This is a genomic window from Brevundimonas abyssalis TAR-001 (assembly GCF_000466985.1).
In the GTDB taxonomy this organism is placed as follows: domain Bacteria; phylum Pseudomonadota; class Alphaproteobacteria; order Caulobacterales; family Caulobacteraceae; genus Brevundimonas; species Brevundimonas abyssalis.
The window spans coordinates 1-16,090 of the sequence record NZ_BATC01000013.1; the positions used below are offsets into that span (position 1 = coordinate 1).

Annotated in this window: 12 protein-coding genes and 4 pseudogenes; 11 read left to right on the forward strand and 5 right to left on the reverse strand. The window is 70.1% G+C overall.

Going from position 1 to position 16,090, the window contains the following annotated elements; all coding sequences use genetic code 11:
* The 6 genes and pseudogenes from groEL to MBEBAB_RS05415 form a co-directional block, all read left to right on the forward strand.
* Positions 1 to 1,110 (forward strand): annotated as a pseudogene (groEL, locus tag MBEBAB_RS05390) (chaperonin GroEL); the annotation flags it as partial.
* A gap of 113 nt (positions 1,111 to 1,223) precedes the next feature.
* Positions 1,224 to 1,499: a hypothetical protein gene (locus MBEBAB_RS05395; RefSeq protein WP_148291447.1), complete on the forward strand. Its 276-nt coding sequence runs from the start codon at positions 1,224 to 1,226 to the stop codon at positions 1,497 to 1,499.
* A gap of 96 nt (positions 1,500 to 1,595) precedes the next feature.
* On the forward strand, positions 1,596 to 2,258 hold the full coding sequence (gene rpe, locus MBEBAB_RS05400; RefSeq protein WP_242397097.1) for a ribulose-phosphate 3-epimerase: 663 nt from the start codon (positions 1,596 to 1,598) through the stop codon (positions 2,256 to 2,258).
* Positions 2,255 to 4,030: a heparinase II/III family protein gene (locus MBEBAB_RS05405; protein WP_021696929.1), complete on the forward strand. Its 1,776-nt coding sequence runs from the start codon at positions 2,255 to 2,257 to the stop codon at positions 4,028 to 4,030. Before rpe ends, MBEBAB_RS05405 begins: the two co-directional genes overlap by 4 nt.
* Positions 4,031 to 4,120: 90 nt before the next feature.
* Positions 4,121 to 5,740, forward strand: coding sequence for a bifunctional phosphoribosylaminoimidazolecarboxamide formyltransferase/IMP cyclohydrolase (gene purH / locus MBEBAB_RS05410; RefSeq protein WP_021696930.1), 1,620 nt, complete (start codon positions 4,121 to 4,123; stop codon positions 5,738 to 5,740).
* Between the two features lie 398 nt (positions 5,741 to 6,138).
* Positions 6,139 to 6,654, forward strand: a complete 516-nt coding sequence (locus tag MBEBAB_RS05415) for a dienelactone hydrolase family protein (RefSeq protein WP_242397098.1) — start codon at positions 6,139 to 6,141, stop codon at positions 6,652 to 6,654.
* A 224-nt stretch (positions 6,655 to 6,878) separates the two neighbouring features.
* On the opposite strand, the pseudogene map reads toward MBEBAB_RS05415, so the two are convergent.
* Both map and MBEBAB_RS05425 read right to left on the reverse strand, forming a co-directional pair.
* A pseudogene (gene map / locus MBEBAB_RS18595) lies at positions 6,879 to 7,648 on the reverse strand (type I methionyl aminopeptidase).
* A complete protein-coding gene (locus tag MBEBAB_RS05425) occupies positions 7,645 to 7,854 on the reverse strand; it encodes a ParD-like family protein (RefSeq protein ID WP_021696933.1) in 210 nt (69 codons plus the stop codon). The pseudogene map and the gene MBEBAB_RS05425 overlap by 4 nt, the downstream one beginning before the upstream one ends.
* A 143-nt stretch (positions 7,855 to 7,997) precedes the next feature.
* Here MBEBAB_RS05425 and rlmN point away from each other — a divergent pair, with 143 nt between their 5' ends.
* The 3 genes from rlmN to MBEBAB_RS05440 all read left to right on the forward strand — a co-directional run bounded on the left by rlmN (position 7,998) and on the right by MBEBAB_RS05440 (position 10,566).
* The gene (gene rlmN, locus MBEBAB_RS05430) at positions 7,998 to 9,161 is read left to right on the forward strand and encodes a dual-specificity RNA methyltransferase RlmN (protein ID WP_021696934.1); all 1,164 of its coding nucleotides are present in this window, start codon (positions 7,998 to 8,000) and stop codon (positions 9,159 to 9,161) included.
* A 117-nt stretch (positions 9,162 to 9,278) separates the two neighbouring features.
* Complete coding sequence (locus MBEBAB_RS05435) at positions 9,279 to 9,722, forward strand: DUF350 domain-containing protein (protein WP_021696935.1); 444 nt, start codon at positions 9,279 to 9,281, stop codon at positions 9,720 to 9,722.
* 19 nt (positions 9,723 to 9,741) lie between these two features.
* Positions 9,742 to 10,566 carry a S1 family peptidase gene (locus MBEBAB_RS05440; protein WP_021696936.1) on the forward strand — a complete coding sequence of 275 codons (825 nt, stop codon included), beginning with the start codon at positions 9,742 to 9,744 and terminating at the stop codon, positions 10,564 to 10,566.
* 7 nt (positions 10,567 to 10,573) lie between these two features.
* Here the strand turns inward: MBEBAB_RS05440 and MBEBAB_RS18600 are convergent.
* The 3 genes and pseudogenes from MBEBAB_RS18600 to MBEBAB_RS05455 form a co-directional block, all read right to left on the reverse strand.
* Positions 10,574 to 11,780: pseudogene (locus tag MBEBAB_RS18600) on the reverse strand (CaiB/BaiF CoA transferase family protein).
* Positions 11,781 to 11,819: 39 nt separating this feature from the next.
* Positions 11,820 to 12,035 (reverse strand): hypothetical protein, encoded by a 216-nt coding sequence (locus tag MBEBAB_RS05450; RefSeq protein WP_021696938.1) that lies wholly within the window; start codon positions 12,033 to 12,035, stop codon positions 11,820 to 11,822.
* Between the two features lie 91 nt (positions 12,036 to 12,126).
* A pseudogene (locus MBEBAB_RS05455) lies at positions 12,127 to 13,967 on the reverse strand (ABC transporter transmembrane domain-containing protein).
* A gap of 147 nt (positions 13,968 to 14,114) precedes the next feature.
* Here MBEBAB_RS05455 and rpmE point away from each other — a divergent pair.
* Entirely contained in the window at positions 14,115 to 14,339 is a 225-nt protein-coding gene (gene rpmE / locus MBEBAB_RS05460) for a 50S ribosomal protein L31 (protein WP_021696940.1), read from the forward strand.
* Between the two features lie 169 nt (positions 14,340 to 14,508).
* Positions 14,509 to 16,089, forward strand: coding sequence for a L,D-transpeptidase family protein (locus MBEBAB_RS05465; RefSeq protein WP_242397094.1), 1,581 nt, complete (start codon positions 14,509 to 14,511; stop codon positions 16,087 to 16,089).
* Position 16,090 lies beyond the last annotated feature (1 nt).

The following is a 16,090-nucleotide window of genomic DNA, read 5'->3' on the forward strand; positions in this document are numbered from 1 at the left end:
CAAGACCGCCGAGACCGAGCTGGACGTCGTGGAAGGCATGCAGTTCGACCGCGGCTACCTGTCGCCCTACTTCATCACCAACGCCGACAAGATGGAGGCCGATCTCGAGGAGCCCCTGATCCTGCTCCACGAGAAGAAGCTGTCCTCGCTGCAGGCCATGCTGCCGATCCTGGAAGCCGTGGTTCAGTCGGGTCGACCGCTGGTCATCATCGCCGAGGACATCGAGGGCGAGGCCCTGGCCACCCTGGTGGTCAACAAGCTGCGCGGCGGCCTGCGGGTCGCGGCGGTCAAGGCGCCGGGCTTCGGTGACCGCCGCAAGGCCATGCTGGAGGACATCGCCGTCCTGACCGGCGGCCAGGTGATCTCGGAAGACCTGGGCATCAAGCTGGAAAACGTCACCCTGGACATGCTGGGCAAGGCCAAGAAGGTCACCATCACCAAGGACGACACCACCATCGTTGACGGCGTCGGCGAGAAGGACGCGATCGAGGGCCGCATCGCCCAGATCAAGCGCCAGATCGAGGACACCACCTCGGACTACGACAAGGAGAAGCTGCAGGAGCGTCTGGCCAAGCTGGCCGGCGGCGTCGCGGTGATCCGCGTCGGCGGCTCGACCGAGGTCGAGGTCAAGGAGAAGAAGGATCGCGTCGACGACGCCCTGAACGCCACGCGTGCGGCGGTTGAAGAAGGCATCGTCCCCGGCGGCGGCATCGCGCTGCTGAAGGCGACCAAGGCGCTCGAAGGCCTGAAGGGCGACAACGCCGATCAGACCGCGGGCATCGCCATCATCCGCCGCGCCATCCAGGCCCCGATCCGGCAGATCGCCGAGAACGCGGGCGCGAAGGCTCCATCGTGGTCGGCAAGGTGCTGGAGAACAAGGACGCCTCGTTCGGCTTCAACGCCCAGACCGAGGAGTACGGCGACCTGGTGAAGATGGGCGTGATCGACCCCGCCAAGGTGGTCCGCACCGCCCTGCAGGACGCCGCCTCCGTGGCCGGCATCCTGATCACCACCGAAGCCGCCGTGGCTGACGCTCCCAAGAAGTCCTCGGGCGGCGGCGCCCCGGACATGGGCGGCGGCATGGGCGGCATGGGCGGCATGGACTTTTAAGTCCGTCATCCCGGCCAACGAGCGGGTCGCCTAGCGGCCCGCGACGCCGAGCCGGGACCATTCAGCTCAGACTGAACAGAAGGGCGGGTCCAGCGATGGGCCCGCCCTTTTCCATGACCGATATTGACGCAACGATATGCAATCCTTGGAATACTGATGACATGGAGATGCAGATGTTTGAGATTGGAAAAACTTACAGTTTCACCGTCCACGATGATGGGCAGGTATCGCATTTCGCGGGCGAAATCGTCGATTGGCAGGCACCGCTCCTGAAGCTGACGACTTCGGGGGAGGCGGAAGTGATTCTCAACACATCCTCCTCGGCATTCATTCGGGCCAAGCCGTACGAGCCCTCGGTGTATGAGACGCGTGGGCTGATAACGCTGTAGCTAAATTAGTTGGCTCCTGATTCAGGTCATCTGAACTCCGCCTGATCGTCCCTCCCCGCTTGCCCCTCATGCGCGCCCGCCGTAAGTCGGGGCATGGTGAAAACTCCCCTGATCTGTCCGTCGATCCTGGCCAGCGATTTCGCGAAGCTGGGACAGGAAGTGGCGGCCATCGAGGCCGCGGGCGCCGACTGGGTGCATGTGGATGTGATGGACGGCCATTTCGTGCCGAACCTGACCATCGGCCCGGCGGTGGTGAAGGCCCTGCGGCCCCATTCGACCCTGCCGTTCGACGTGCACCTGATGGTGGCGCCGGTGGACCCGTGGCTGGAGGCCTACCGCGAGGCCGGCGCCGACATTCTGAGCGTCCATCCCGAGAGCGGACCGCACCTGCACCGCACCCTGGGCACGATCCGGGGCCTGGGAGCCAGGGCGGGCATCGTGTTCAACCCGGCCACGCCCCTGAGCATCCTTGAGGAGGTGGTGGATCTGGTGGACCTGGTGCTGATCATGTCGGTCAATCCGGGCTTTGGCGGCCAGAAATTCATCGACAGCGCCCTGACCAAGATCGAACGCGCCCGCGCCATCCTCGATCGCGCCGGCAGTCCCGCGCACCTTCAGGTGGACGGCGGGGTGGTGGCGGCCAATGCGGGCGCCTGCGTCTCCGCCGGCGCGGATGCGCTGGTGGCGGGGTCCTCGGTGTTCAAGGGGGGGGCGGACGCCTACGCCGACAACATAAAGGCTTTGAAGGCCGCCGCGTGAAACTGCCCAGCGCCCCCTTCGCCGATCCCTCGCGCCCCGCCGCGCCCGCGCCGGTGAAGCGCGCGCCCAGCCCCGGCGGCTGGAGCCTGGCCCCGGCCATCGCGGGACGCCTGCTGACCCGCCAGTCCTTCATCGAGCTGTACGGCCTGCCCGGCTATCACCAGACCCTGAAGTGGCCCCGCGCCGAGGGCTTCGCCGCCACGCCGCGCGACTTCCGGCCCAGCGACGCCGAGATCGGCCGCGCGCTGCTGGGCGGACGCATGATGCTGTCCGGCGTGTCCATGGACCTGAGAAGCCCCGAGGACCCCTGGAACCGGCCCAGCCCCAGCCGGTCGTTCGCCGTCGCCCTGCACGAGTTCGCCTGGCTGCCGTCGCTGATGCTGGCCGGAGAGAAGGGCGCGCGCGAGGCGCTGCGCCTGACCCTGGGCTGGCACGCGGTGTTCTCCCACTGGTCGCCGTTCTCATGGCAGCCCGACATTCTGGCCCGGCGGGTGTTCAACCTGGCCTGCGCGGCCCGGCGCATGGCGGCGGTGGCCAATGAGGCGGACCGCGCCCTGCTGGCCGACATCCTGGCCCGGCAGGCGCGGCAGCTTCTGCGCCCCCCCGGCGGACTGGCCGAGAACGCTGCCCAGCGCACGGCGGCGGCCGTGGCCGGGTGTGCACTGGGGGGCAAGGCGGGCGCGTCGCTGCGTCGCCGCGCCCTGAACAAGCTGGCGTCCGCCCTCAAGCACACGGTGCGCGAGGACGGCGCCCACGCCAGCCGCTCGCCCCAGGCGGGCCTGGAGCTGCTGCTGGACCTGCTGACCCTGGACGACGTGCTGCTGCAGCTGGCCGAGACGCCGCCGCCGGAGCTGGCGCTGGCCATCGGGCGGCTGACCATGGGGCTGCGCACCCTGACCCTGCCCGACGGGCGGCTGGCCGCATTCCAGGGCGGCGGGGCGCTGGACCCGGCCCTGGTCGCCGCCGCCCGCGCCCACGACGAGGACGATCCCGGCCCGGTGGAGGGCATGGGCCCCGGCGGCTACGCCCGGGTGCATACCCCGCTGCTGACCCTGATCGCCGATGCGGCGCCGCCCGCCACGGGCCCGTGGAGCGGCACGGCCTGCGCCCAGACCGGGGCCATGGAGATCATCTGCGGGCGGGACCGCATCGTCACCAACTGCGGCTGGACCCCGCGCGCCCATGAGCGGCAGGCCATGCGCCTGACCCCGGCCGGCTCGACCCTGTGTCTGGGCGACGGGGCCATGGCCCAGCCCCTGACCGGGTGGAAGGCGGACCTTCTGGGCACGCGCCTTGTGGGGCCCACGATCCATGTGGACGCCCAGCACCGCGCCGCCGAGGGCGCAGTATGGCTGGAGATCGAGCACGACGGTTGGGCCCCGCGCTTTGGCCTGAAGCATCAGCGCCGGCTGTATCTGGACCAGCGGCTGGACGAACTTCGGGCCGAGGAGCGGCTGTATCCGTGCGACGGGCACAAGGACGCGGCCCGCCCGCTGGCGGCGCCCTATGCGGTGCGCTTCCATCTGGAGCCGGGGGTTCAGGCGTCTCTGGCGCGGGACAAGCGCAGCATTCTGCTGCGCGGCGCTTCGGGCCGGGGCTGGTGGTTCCGGAGCGACGCGCCGGACGTGGACATCGAGCCCTCGGTCCATGTGGCGGACGGCCTGACCCGGCGCTCGCTGCAGCTGGTGCTGCGCGGCTCGGCCCGCACCGACGCCGAGACCAGGATCCGCTGGAAGATGAGCCCGGCCGGCGCCAGCGGCGAGACGGGGTAAGGCGCGCCGAAGGTGGCGGAACCGGGCGGCGCGTGTTAACGGCGCGCCGTTCCCGCCTCCCCCGCCCCAAGCCTGCCAGAACGGATTCCCATGCCCGCCGCGCCCGACTTTCCGCCTGCCCCCGACGCCGTCAAACCCGTCCGGGCGCTGATCTCCCTGTCCGACAAGTCGGGGCTCGAGGATGTGGCCCGCGCCCTGGCCGAGCTGGGGGTGGAGCTGGTGTCCACGGGCGGCACCCGGGCGGCTATCGAGAAAGCCGGCCTGCCGGTGAAGGACGTGGCCGATCTGACCGGCTTCCCGGAGATGATGGACGGGCGGGTCAAGACGCTGCATCCCGTGGTGCACGGCGGCCTGCTGGGCGTGCGCGATGCGCCGGAGCACGCGAAGGCCATGGCCGAGCACGGCATCGGCCCCATCGATCTGGTGTGGATCGACCTTTACCCCTTCGAAGCCACCATCGCGGGCGGGGGCGACTTCGCCTCGGCCGTGGAGAACATCGACATCGGCGGCCCGGCCATGATCCGGTCCTCGGCCAAGAACCACGGCTATGTGGCGGTCTGCGTGGACCGGGAGTCCATCGACGAGGCCGTGGCGGCCCTGAAGGCGGACGGGAGCACCAGCCTTGCCCTGCGCAAGCGACTGGCGGCGCGGGCCTTTGCGCGCACGGCCGCCTATGACGCGGCGGTGTCCGGCTGGTTCGCCGGTCAGGTGGAGGACGCCGCCCCGGCCCGCAAGACCATCGCCGGCAGCCTGGCCCAGACCCTGCGCTACGGCGAGAACCCGCACCAGGCGGGCGCCTTCTACCGCACCTCGGAGACCCGCCCCGGCGTGGCCAACGCCCGCCAGCTGCAGGGCAAGGAGCTCGGTTACAACAACATCGCCGACGCGGACGCGGCCTATGAGCTGGTGGCCGAGTTCGAGGAGCCCGCCTGCGTCATCGTCAAGCACGCCAACCCGTGCGGAGTGGCGGTGGGCAAGGACCTGTCGGAAGCCTACGCCCGGGCGCTGGAGTGCGACGCGGTGTCGGCCTTCGGCGGGGTGGTGGCGGTCAACCGGCCGCTGACGGCAGCCGACGCGACCCTGATCACCGGGATCTTCACCGAGGTGGTGATCGCGCCGGGCGCCGACGAAGCGGCGAAGGCGGTGTTCGCGGCGAAGAAGAACCTGCGCCTGCTGATCACCGACGGCCTGCCCGATCCCCTGCAGCCGGGGCAGGTGTTCCGCTCGGTGGCCGGGGGCCTGCTGGTGCAGTCGCGCGACCTGGCCCGCATCACGCCCGCGGACCTGAAGATCGTGACGAAGCGCCAGCCCACCGACGAGGAGGTGCGCGACATGCTGTTCGCCTTCACCGTGGCCAAGCACGTGAAGTCCAACGCCATCGTCTACGCCAGGGCCGGCCAGACGGCGGGCATCGGCGCGGGCCAGATGAACCGGCGCGACTCCGCCCGCATCGCCGCCATCCGGGCCAAGGAAGCGGGCGAGGCCCATGCCAAGCAATTTGGGGGACTGGCCCACTCGCTGGCGCAGGGCTCGGCCTGTGCGTCGGAGGCCTTCTTCCCCTTCGCCGACGGTCTGCTGGAGGCCGTGGCGGCGGGCGCCACCGCGGTGATCCAGCCCGGGGGCTCGATCCGCGACGACGAGGTCATCGCCGCCGCCGACGACAAGGGCGTGGCCATGGCCTTCACCGGGGTGCGGGTGTTCCGGCACTAGATTTCAGACTCCGGACTCAAAAAAACAGGGTCTGAATTGTCTGAATCGTCTGAAATCGTCCTCCCGCTCCATGTCCACCGGCGCCCAGTGTAAGGGCGCCGGGAGCAGTGGGATCAAAAAGATGCGGACGCAGCCGCATTTGGGAACCTCCGGACCCCGGGGACAAGGCCGGGGATGACGGACTAGGGTGGGCGGCGGCCTGCCGCTGTTGCTGAAGGAGCCCCCATGGACACCACCGCCGAGCGCTGGGCGATGCTGGAGCCGCACACGCAACATGTGGGGCCCGACGACGACCGGGCGCGGCCGGCGGTGCTGTTGTTCCACGCTGCGGGGGGCTGAGGGCTCACCTGCCCCTGTACGCCGAGGCGGCGAAGGCGGCGGGGATACGCGCCTTCATCATCGACAGTTTCGGCGCGCGCGGATGGAGCCGGGCCTTCGCCCTGGCCACCGTCTGCACCGGGGTGCGCCTGCGCGGCTGGGCGCGGGCTGGGGATGTGATGGCGGCCATCCAGGGCCTGTCGCAACGGCCCGACGTGGATGGGTCCCGGCTGGGCCTGGCGGGCTGGAGCCACGGGGGCTGGGCCATCATGGAGGCCTTGAGCGCGCCGCGGGAGATGGCCGGCGAGATGCTGCTGCGCGATCCGGCGGCGGCCGACCTGTCTGGGGTGAAGGCGGTGTTTCTGGCCTATCCCTATGTGGGGGTGGCGGCGACGGGGCGGTTCCGGCCCTGGCGCCACTGTCCGAAAACCCTGGCCGTCATCGCCGCGCGCGATCACCTGACCACGGTGCGCAACGCCGAGCGAGTGCTGGACGTGGCCTGCGGCCATGTGGAGATCGAACGCTGGACCGTGGACGGCACCCACGCCTTCGACGAACCCACCGGCGCCGGCCCCATGCGCCACGACCAAGCCTGACCGACGAGGCGCTGAAACGGTTTGCGGGGTTTCTGGGGGAGGCGCTGGGCGCCGAGGTTTGAGGTTCATGGCCCCCAAATCGTCATTCCCGGCCTTGTGCCGGGAATCCATACTCACTTGGCGTTCAGGGCTCGCCCGGACCCGTCCGAGGGTATGGATCGCCGGGACAAGCCCGGCGATGACGAATGGATGGGTTGGGCTGGAGTTCGCCCCGCCTTCACCACCTAGGCTGCTGATCGGCGCTCCTCCGGCCGAAGCGTCAGCACGTGCACGCCGGTTCCGGTGACGGCAACGGTGTGTTCGAACTGGGCGGAGAGCTTGCCGTCGGCGGTGACGACGGTCCAGCCGTCGTCCTCGGTGCAGACCGCCGCACGACCCTGATTGAGCATGGGCTCGATGGTGAAGGTCATGCCCTCCTTCAGGATCAGGCCGGTTCCGGGTTTTCCGAAATGCAGCACCTGGGGCGCCTCGTGCATCTCGCGACCGATGCCGTGGCCGCAGTACTCCCGCACCACCGAATAGCCCGCCCGCCTGGCATGCCGCTCGATGGCGTGGCCGATGTCGCCGAGGCGGGCGCGGGGCGGACGGCGGAGACGCCCTTCCACAGGGCTTCGTATGTGGTGCGCACCAGCCGCCGGGCCGGGGCGGACACGGTTCCGATCAGGTATGTCTTGCTGGAATCGGCGATGAAGCCGTTCTTCTCCAGGGTGATGTCCAGATTGACGATGTCGCCGTCGCCGAGGACCTCATCGGCGGACGGCACGCCGTGGCAGACCACCGCATTGCGCGAGCTGTTCAGCACAAAGCCGTAGCCGTACTGACCCTTGCTGGCGGGCCGGGCGTTCAACTGATCCACGATGAAGGCCTCGACCCGGTCGTTGATCTCCAGCGTGCTCATGCCCGCCAGCGGCAGGCCGTCCAGATGGGTGAACACAGAGGCGAGCAGGCGGCCGGATTCGGCCATGAGCGCGACCTCGGCCGGGCTCTTGGTCATGCAGCGGCGGTCAGGCCGGGGGCCTCGACGCCCGCCGCCTTCAGCTCGCGCGCCACCAGTTCCTGAAAGGTGAGGCCGGGGTTCAGCTCGCACAGCATGCCCAGCCTGATCCAGAACGCGGCCTGGCCGTTGATTGATCGGCACGACGCCCGGCTGGCCCGGCGCAGCTGCTCGTGCAGCTCATCCTCGATGTTGACGATGCCCATGGGGAGCGCTCCGGAATATATGATTTATATGCGTATCATATATACGGGCTCAGGCTTGAGCAACGCCCCATCCGCCCCCACCTTAAATCCGCTCCGTTTCGTGCTATAGGGGCGGCCTCCCTCCAACGCATGGACCCTTGCCCGTGGGCGTGACCCTCGATCTTTCGCGTGTTTCAGGCGCGGCCGTCGCCGCCCCCGTCAATCTGTCCGGATTGACGCGCGCGGGCCTGCGTCAGGCCCTGATCGACGCCGACATCTGCCCGCCGGAGAAGGCGAAGATGCGCGCGAGCCAGATCTGGGGCTGGATCCACCACTACGGCGTCACCGACTTCGCGGCGATGAGCAATATCGCGAAGGACACCCAGGCCAAGCTGGCCGAGGCCTTCACCCTGGCCCGCCCCGAGATCGTAGAGCGTCAGGTGTCGAAGGACGGCACCCGCAAATGGCTGATCCGCACCGCGCCGGGCATCGAGATCGAGGCTGTCTACATTCCCGACGTGGGCCGGGCCGGGGCCCTGTGCGTCTCGTCGCAGGTCGGCTGCACCCTCAACTGCACCTTCTGCCACACCGGCACCCAGAAGCTGGTGCGCAACCTGACCGCCGCCGAGATCGTGGCCCAGGTGCAGGTGGCGCGGGACGATCTGGACGAATGGCCGTCCCCCAAGGAAGACCGCCGCCTGTCCAACATCGTGTTCATGGGCATGGGCGAGCCGCTCTACAATCTCGACCATGTCGCCGACGCCATCGACATCATCTCGGACAATGAGGGCATCGCCCTGTCGCGGCGCCGGATCACGGTCTCCACCTCCGGCGTCGTGCCGCAGCTGGACGCGCTGGGCACGCGGACCCAGGCCATGCTGGCCATCAGCCTGCACGCCACCAACGACGCCCTGCGCGATGTGCTGGTGCCGCTGAACAAGAAGTACGATCTCGAACAGCTGATGGCGGGCATCCGGGCCTATCCGGGCCTCTCCAACGCGCGGCGGGTGACGTTCGAATACGTCATGCTGAAGGGCGTCAACGACAGCCCCGAGGAGGCCTGGGCCCTGGTCAAGCTGATCCAGGGCATTCCGGCCAAGGTCAATCTGATCCCGTTCAATCCGTGGCCGGGGACCGATTACGAGTGCTCGGACTGGAAGACCATCGAGCGCTTCGCCGCCATCCTGAACAAGGCCGGTTACGCCAGCCCGATCCGCACCCCGCGCGGGCGCGACATCCTGGCCGCCTGCGGCCAGCTGAAGTCCGAAAGCGAGAAGCTGCGGGCCAGCGCGCGGCGCGCGGCCCCGGAGTCCGAAGCCGCGGCCTGAAACCGCGCACCTGACAACCCATCGGCGAATTCCTCGCCGTGTGACCCGTGTGCGCTTGCGGATTGGCCCGGGAGTCGGGCAAGGCTTTCCACACCCTTCGTCCCTATATGAAGCGCCATGGATCCGCAGTCGCTCGTTCCCAGTCTGTCCAGCCCGGAGGTCCAGGCCTTCGCCGCAGGGTTTCCCATCGCCCTGATGCATGCGGCGGTGACGCTCGGCCTGCTGTTCGCCGGGGTCACGGTCTATGCGCTGCTGACGCCGTGGAAGGAGATCGCCCTGATCCGCGAGGGCAATGCGGCCGCGGCCGTGGCCCTGGGCGGGGTGCTGGTGGGCCTGGCCATTCCCCTGTCGGTTTCGCTGTCGGTGTCCACCTCGGTGCGCGACATCGTCATCTGGGGCGTGGCCACCGTCGTCATGCAGCTGCTGGCGTTCCGCGTGGTGGACATGGTCCTGACCGGCCTGCCCCAGCGCATCCAGGACGGCGAGGTCCCCGCGGCGGCGCTGCTGGTCGCCGCCAAGGTCGCCACGGCCCTGATCCTGGCCGCGGCCCTGACCGGCTGAGGGAGGCCAGACCCGCCAAGTGCGCTTTCCCAGGGTTCCAGACTGGCTGATCTACGGGGTTGTCGTGCTGGCCCTGCTGATGGTCGCCACCACCCGGCGCGAGCGGGTCTACAATCCGCCCGCACCGCCTCCTCCGGACGAGGCCGAGGGCGCGTTGCTGGGCCCCGTCACCCCGTTCGATCCGATGGTGATGGTGGAGACCCCGCCCCATTTCCAGCCCTCCATGGGCACCGCCTTCGCCATTTCGTCGGAAGGCCGCTGGCTGACCGCGCGCCATGTGGTGGAGGGCTGCCCCCGGCCCGCCCTGATCATCGGCGGCGGGCGCGCGGTGGCGGCAGACGTGCGTCTGGCGCCGCGCGCGGACGTGGCCCTGCTGATCACCGACGGCGGCCCCACGGCCATGCCCCTGGCGCTGGAGGCGCCCCTGCGTCAGGGCCAGCGGGCGTTCCATCCCGGCTATCCGCAAGGAGGCCCGGGCGAGGTGACCTCGCGCCTTCTGGGCCGCGAGACCCTGCGCATCTCCGGGCGCGGCGCCCGGGACGAACCGGTGCTGGCCTGGGCCGAGGTGGGCCGCACCGACGGCCTGGCGGGCACCCTGTCGGGGTTGTCCGGCGCGCCGGCCATGGACCGGCAGGGCCGGGTGATCGGGGTGACCATCGCCGAGGCGCCGCGCCGGGGCCGCATCTACACCACCGCCCCCGACACCCTGGGCCCGGTGCTGCGCGGCACGGTGCGGGCGGGGGAACAGGCCATGGGCGAGCCGGTCACCATCGACAACTATTACCGCGTCGCCGACCGCCTGCGCCGCGATCTGCGCGTGGCCCAGGTGGTGTGCCTGGAGTGACGGCGGCTCAGGCCCGGTCGGGCTTGCCGTAGCGCGCCAGCACCGCATCCGTGTGTTCGCCCAGGGCGGGCGGCGGGCGGTCGCTGACCAGCGGCGCGCCGTCCATGCGGATAGGGCTGGCCACCGTGCGGACGGGGGCGTTCAGGTCGGGGCGGGTCTGTTCGACGGTCAGGCCCCGCGCCACGGCCTGGGGCTCGGCGAAGACCTGATCCACCGTATTGACGGGACCGCAGGGCACGCCCGCCTGCTCCAGCCGCTGCATCAGGGCGGCCATGGTCAGGGGCGCGGTCAGGGCCGACAGGATGGGGCCCAGCTGGTCGCGGTTGGCCACACGTCCGGCATTGGCGGCGAAGCGGTCGTCGGTCCCCAGATCCGGCTCGCCTAAGGCCTGGCACAGGGCGCGGAACTGGCCGTCATTGCCCACGGCGATCACCACCCTGCCGTCGCTGCAGGGGAACGGCTGATAGGGCGACAGATTGGGGTGGGCGTTGCCCATGCGGGTGGGGCCGTCCCCGACACGAAATAATTGGTGGCCTGATTGGCCAGCATGGCCGCCTGCACGTCGAACAGGGCGATGTCGATGTGGCGGCCCTGGCCCGACGCGCGCGCTGCATGCAGGGCGGCGAGGATGGCGTTGGAGGCATACAGGCCGGTGAACAGGTCAGCCACCGCCACCCCAACCTTCATGGGCTCGGCGCCCGGCGCGCCGTCCGGCTGGCCGGTGACGGACATCAGCCCGCCCATGGCCTGGATCATGTAGTCATAGCCCGCCTGGCGGCGCGGGGCCCGGTCTGGCCGAAGCCGGTGATGGAGCAATAGACCAGCTTCGGATTGACCGCTTTCAGGCTGTCGAAATCGAGGCCGTACTTCTTCAGGCCGCCGGTCTTGAAATTCTCGACCAGAACATCGGCGTCGACGGCCATGCGGCGGATGAGGTCCGCGCCCTCGGGGCTGGCGATGTCCAGGGCCACCGACTGCTTGCCCCGGTTGGCGCACAGGAAATAGGCGGCGTCGCCGGGCGCGCCGTCGGTGCGGGTGGTGAAGGGCGGGCCCCAGTGGCGGGTGTCGTCGCCCGCCCCCGGCCGCTCGATCTTGATCACCTCAGCGCCGAGATCGGCCAGCAGCTGCGTGGCCCAGGGTCCGGCCAGGACACGGGACAGGTCGAGGACTCGAACGCCGGCGAGGGGCGCGGAGGGGGCCATGGGATCGGTCATGACCCCGGTCTAGTCCGCGCCCGCTGCGGCGTGAAGGGCTCAGTCCCTGGGCAGGCTGCCGCCGGCGCCGCGAATTTCGCAGACATAGTCGGTGTTGGGCCGTCCGCTCTGGGTGCCGGCGGGGGTGAGGATGCCGCCCCGCTCCTGGCAGGACTGGCTGAGGCGGTCCAGTTCGTCGTTATAGCGGTCCCCGCCGGCGCCGGTGGCGCAGGCCGTCAGGGTGATGGCGGCGAGGGCAAGCAACGCGATGCGCATGTCAGTCTCCCGAGATTGTTCATACGGCTCAAACACGTCGCGGAAGCGGCGGTTCATCCGGAGCCCATGATACCATGTTCCGCGCGCCGGCTCACCGGGTCCGGAACTGCAGATCCGCCAGCCGGGCGTACAGGCCCCGTTGGGCCATCAGCTCGGCATGGGTCCCCTCCTCCACCACCTTGCCCCCGTCCATGACCACGATGCGGTCCGCGCGCAGGACCGTGGCCAAGCGGTGGGCGATGACCAGGGTGGTGCGGCCCTCCATGGCCTGATCGAGGGCGGCCTGGACCAGACGTTCGTTCTCGGCGTCCAGGGCGCTGGTGGCCTCGTCCAGCAGCAGGATAGGGGCGTTCCGGACCAGCGCGCGGGCGATGGCCAGACGCTGGCGCTGGCCGCCGGACAGGGAACGGCCGCGCTCGCCCAGCGGCGTGTCGAAGCCCTCCGGCAAGGCGTCCAGGAAGGTCAGGGCCTGGGCCCGCTCGGCGGCGTCGCGGGCCTCCTCAAGGCGCACGTCCTCGCGGCCGAAGCGGATGTTCTCGATCGCCGATTCCGAGAACAGCGGGGCTTCCTGGGAGACCCAGGCGAAGCGCTCGCGCACGGCGCCGGGATCGGCCTCGCGCACATCAACCCCGTCGACCCGCACGGTCCCGGTCTGGGGATCGTAGAACCGCAGCAGCAGGCGGAACACCGTGGACTTGCCGGCGCCCGAGGGGCCCACCAGGGCCACGGTCTCGCCGGGGCGCACCGTCAGGTCGAAGCCTTCCAGGGCCGGCAGATCCGGCCGTCCCGGATAGGCGAAGGACACGCCGCTCATGGAGACCTCGCCGCGCGGCGGGTCGGGCAGGGGCGAGGGGTGGGGCGGCGTGGCGATGGAGGGCTCGGCCTTCATCAGCTCGTCGATGCGGTCCATGGCCCCGGCGGCCTTCTGAACGTCGCCCCAGCTCTCGCCCAGGGCGCCGACGGCCCCGGCGGCGAACACCGACAGCAGGACGAACTGCAACAGCGCGCCGGGCGTCATAACCCCCGCCACCACGTCGCGCGCGCCGAGCCAGAGGACCAGGCTGACGCCGCCAAACATGACCACGATGACCAGGGCCGTCATCCAGGCGCGGGCGTTCATGCGCCGCAGGGAGGCGGCGAAGGCGGATTCCACGGCGCGATCGAAGCGGGCGCGGGCTGACGCCTCGCGGCCGAACGCCTGGACCGTCTCGATGGCGTCGACGCTCTCGCCCGCGAAGCCCACGGCGCCGGCGAACCGGTCCTGGGACTCCACGGTCAGGGCCCGGACCTTGCGGCCGAACAGGAACAGCGGGCCGAGCAGCAACGGCGTGATCAGCATGACCATGCCGGTCAGCTTGGGACTGACGATGAGCAGCAGGATGGTCGCCCCGATCAGGGTCAGCACGTTCCTGAGCGCATAGGAGACCGAGGTGGTCAGAAGCGAGTCCACCATCTGGATGTCGGTGGTCAGGCGCGACAGCACCTCGCCGGTGCGCATGTGGGTGAAGAAGGCGGGATCCAGCCTCAGGATGCGGCCGAACAGGGCCTGGCGCAGGTCGCGATCATGCGCTCGCCGGTCTTGGTGACGTAGAAATAGCGCAGGGCCGTGGCCAGCCCCAGACCCACCGCATTGGCGCCCAGCACCAGGAACCAGACGTCCAGGTCCGCGCCGCCCTGGGCGAAGCCGTTGTCGATGGCCCCCCGCGCGGTGATGGTCAGGCCGAGCGAGGCCATGGTGGACACCGCCAGCCAGAATCCGGCGATCAGGGCGCTGCCCTTGTGGCGCACCAGGAACGGCAGAAGCCGCCCCAGGGGACGAACGTCGCGCCGCCGTCCGCGTCGTTCGGCGGCCTCGGTCATGGATTCGGCCAGGACCGCGCCTGGGCTGGGACGGTCGAGGTCGGCGCGGGATGGCGGCGGCGTGGCGGTCATGGCCGCGCCTCTTGCCTCATAAGGCCCATGGGTGTAAACGCCGCCCCTCTCCCGCCGGGGCTTCCGGCGGGTTTCCATTTTTTGCGCGCGGACGGTCGGTATCGTCCCGACCCAGTCACGGGGCGCTAATCAGGACACGCCGGACCGATGAAAAAGGACACCCATCCCGACTATCACTTCATCACCGTGGTGATGACCGACGGGACCACCTACCAGACGCGCTCGACCTACGGCAAGGAAGGCGCGACCCTGAACCTGGACATCGATCCGTCCACCCACCCGGCCTGGACCGGCGGCAACCAGACCCTGCTGGACCGCGGCGGCCGCGTGTCGCGCTTCACCAACAAGTACGGCGGCTTCCTCAAGAAGTAAGGCGCGGCCTTCGGGCCACAGCCGCGACCAACAAGAGCGCCGGTCAGCCGACCGGCGCTTTTTGTTTGGCCGGAACGCCGGTAAGCTTGGGGTGTTGGAATAAATGGGGGCGTCCCGGCGGACGGCGCCGGACTGGACTGGGCTCTTGATGGTTATGAATCGACGGCAATTGACCCTGGCGGCGGCCGCCTCGGCCCTGGCTTCGGCCGTTCAGGCCCAGACGCCCTATACGAGCCAGCCGGGCGTGACGGTTGAGCCTCAGCCGCCGCGCGACCCCGCGGCGCGCGCCTTCTATGACAGCTTCAACAGCCAGCTGACCCGCGCCCCCGCCGCGCTTCAGCCGGAACTGCGCCGGCTTTACGAGATGGCCGGCTGGCGGCCGATCTGGACGGCGCCCCGCCTGCGCACCCTGGGTCAGGTGGCCGAGCGGTCCGAGCGTCACGGCCTGTCCGGCGCGGACCATTTCGACTTCGCCGGTCTGGCCTCCGATCCGGCCAGCGCCGATATCCGCACCTCGATCGCAGCGCTCGGATACGCCCGGGTTCTGGCCGAAGGCGCGGTGCGCCCCGAGACGGTCGAGAACCTCTGGGAGATGCAGAAGAACCGGGTCGATCTGGCCGCAGGCCTGCACGACGCCGTGTCGCGGGACCGGCTTCTGGACTGGTTCGAGGCCCTGGCCCCCACCGACATCGGCTACACCAATCTGTCGGCGGGCTATGTGCGCTATCGCCGCCTGATCCGCGAAACCGGCGGCTGGCCGGCGTTCGCACAAGGAGGCACCATCGAACCGGGCGCCTCGGACCGGCGCATCCCGGCCCTGCGCGCCCGGCTTGTGGCCGAGGGCGACCTGACCGAGGGGCAGGGACGCACCCTGGCCCTGAACGGCGACGTCTACGGCCCCGAACTGGAGGAGGCGGTGCGCGGCTTCCAGCTGCGGCATGGCCTGGGCGTGGACGGGCGCATCGGCCCGGCGACCCAGCGCTCCCTGTCGGCCTCGGCCGAGGACCGGGCCCGCCAGATCGCCCTGAACCTGGAGCGCCGCCGCTGGCTCAAGCGCGAACTGTCGCCCGAGCGCATCGAGGTGAACACCGCGGCCGCCATCATGGTCTACTGGAAGGACGACCGTCCGGTGCACTCCAACCGGGTCGTGGTCGGCACCGCCAACAACCAGACGCCCAGCCTGGAGAAGCCCTTCGCCTCGGTGGTGGCCAATCCGCCCTGGTATGTGCCGGCCTCCATCGCCAGGAACGAAATCCTGCCCCGCGGCCCGGCCTATCTGGCGTCCCAGAACATGTACATCGCCCCGGCGGGCAATGTGGTCCAGCGCGCCGGGCCCAACGCGGCCCTGGGCTATGTGAAGTTCGAGCTGCGCGACAGCCACGCCATCTTCCTGCACGACACCCCGTCCAAGGCCGCCTTCAACAGCGCCTTCCGCCATCGCAGCCACGGCTGCGTGCGGGTCCAGAATGCGGTGGATTTCGCGCGGCTTCTGCTGGCGCCGGATCCCTCGCGCCTGTCGCAGTTCGACACGGCACTGGACAGCCGCCGCACCCAGCGGGTGGAGACGGGCCGCGAGATCAGCGTGCGCCTGCTGTACTGGACCGCCTTCGTGGACGGGCAGGGCCGGGTGGCGTTCCGCGAGGACGTCTACAACCGCGACGCCCGTCTGGCCGAGGCCCTGGGCATCCACCTCAGCCTGCCGCAGCCGGTCTCCGCCGCCCAGCCGGATGAAGAGGACGTGGGTCCGTAAG

Bases quoted from the DNA above. Each gene is read 5' to 3' on its own strand.
- MBEBAB_RS05450 (WP_021696938.1), bottom strand. From the start codon at position 12,035: ATGCGCATCGCGTTGCTTGCCCTCGCCGCCATCACCCTGACGGCCTGC.
- MBEBAB_RS05425 (WP_021696933.1), bottom strand. From the start codon at position 7,854: ATGGGCATCGTCAACATCGAGGATGAGCTGCACGAGCAGCTGCGCCGG.
- rpmE (WP_021696940.1), top strand. From the start codon at position 14,115: ATGAAAAAGGACACCCATCCCGACTATCACTTCATCACCGTGGTGATG.
- MBEBAB_RS05395 (WP_148291447.1), top strand. From the start codon at position 1,224: ATGACCGATATTGACGCAACGATATGCAATCCTTGGAATACTGATGAC.
- purH (WP_021696930.1), top strand. From the start codon at position 4,121: ATGCCCGCCGCGCCCGACTTTCCGCCTGCCCCCGACGCCGTCAAACCC.
- MBEBAB_RS05435 (WP_021696935.1), top strand. From the start codon at position 9,279: ATGGATCCGCAGTCGCTCGTTCCCAGTCTGTCCAGCCCGGAGGTCCAG.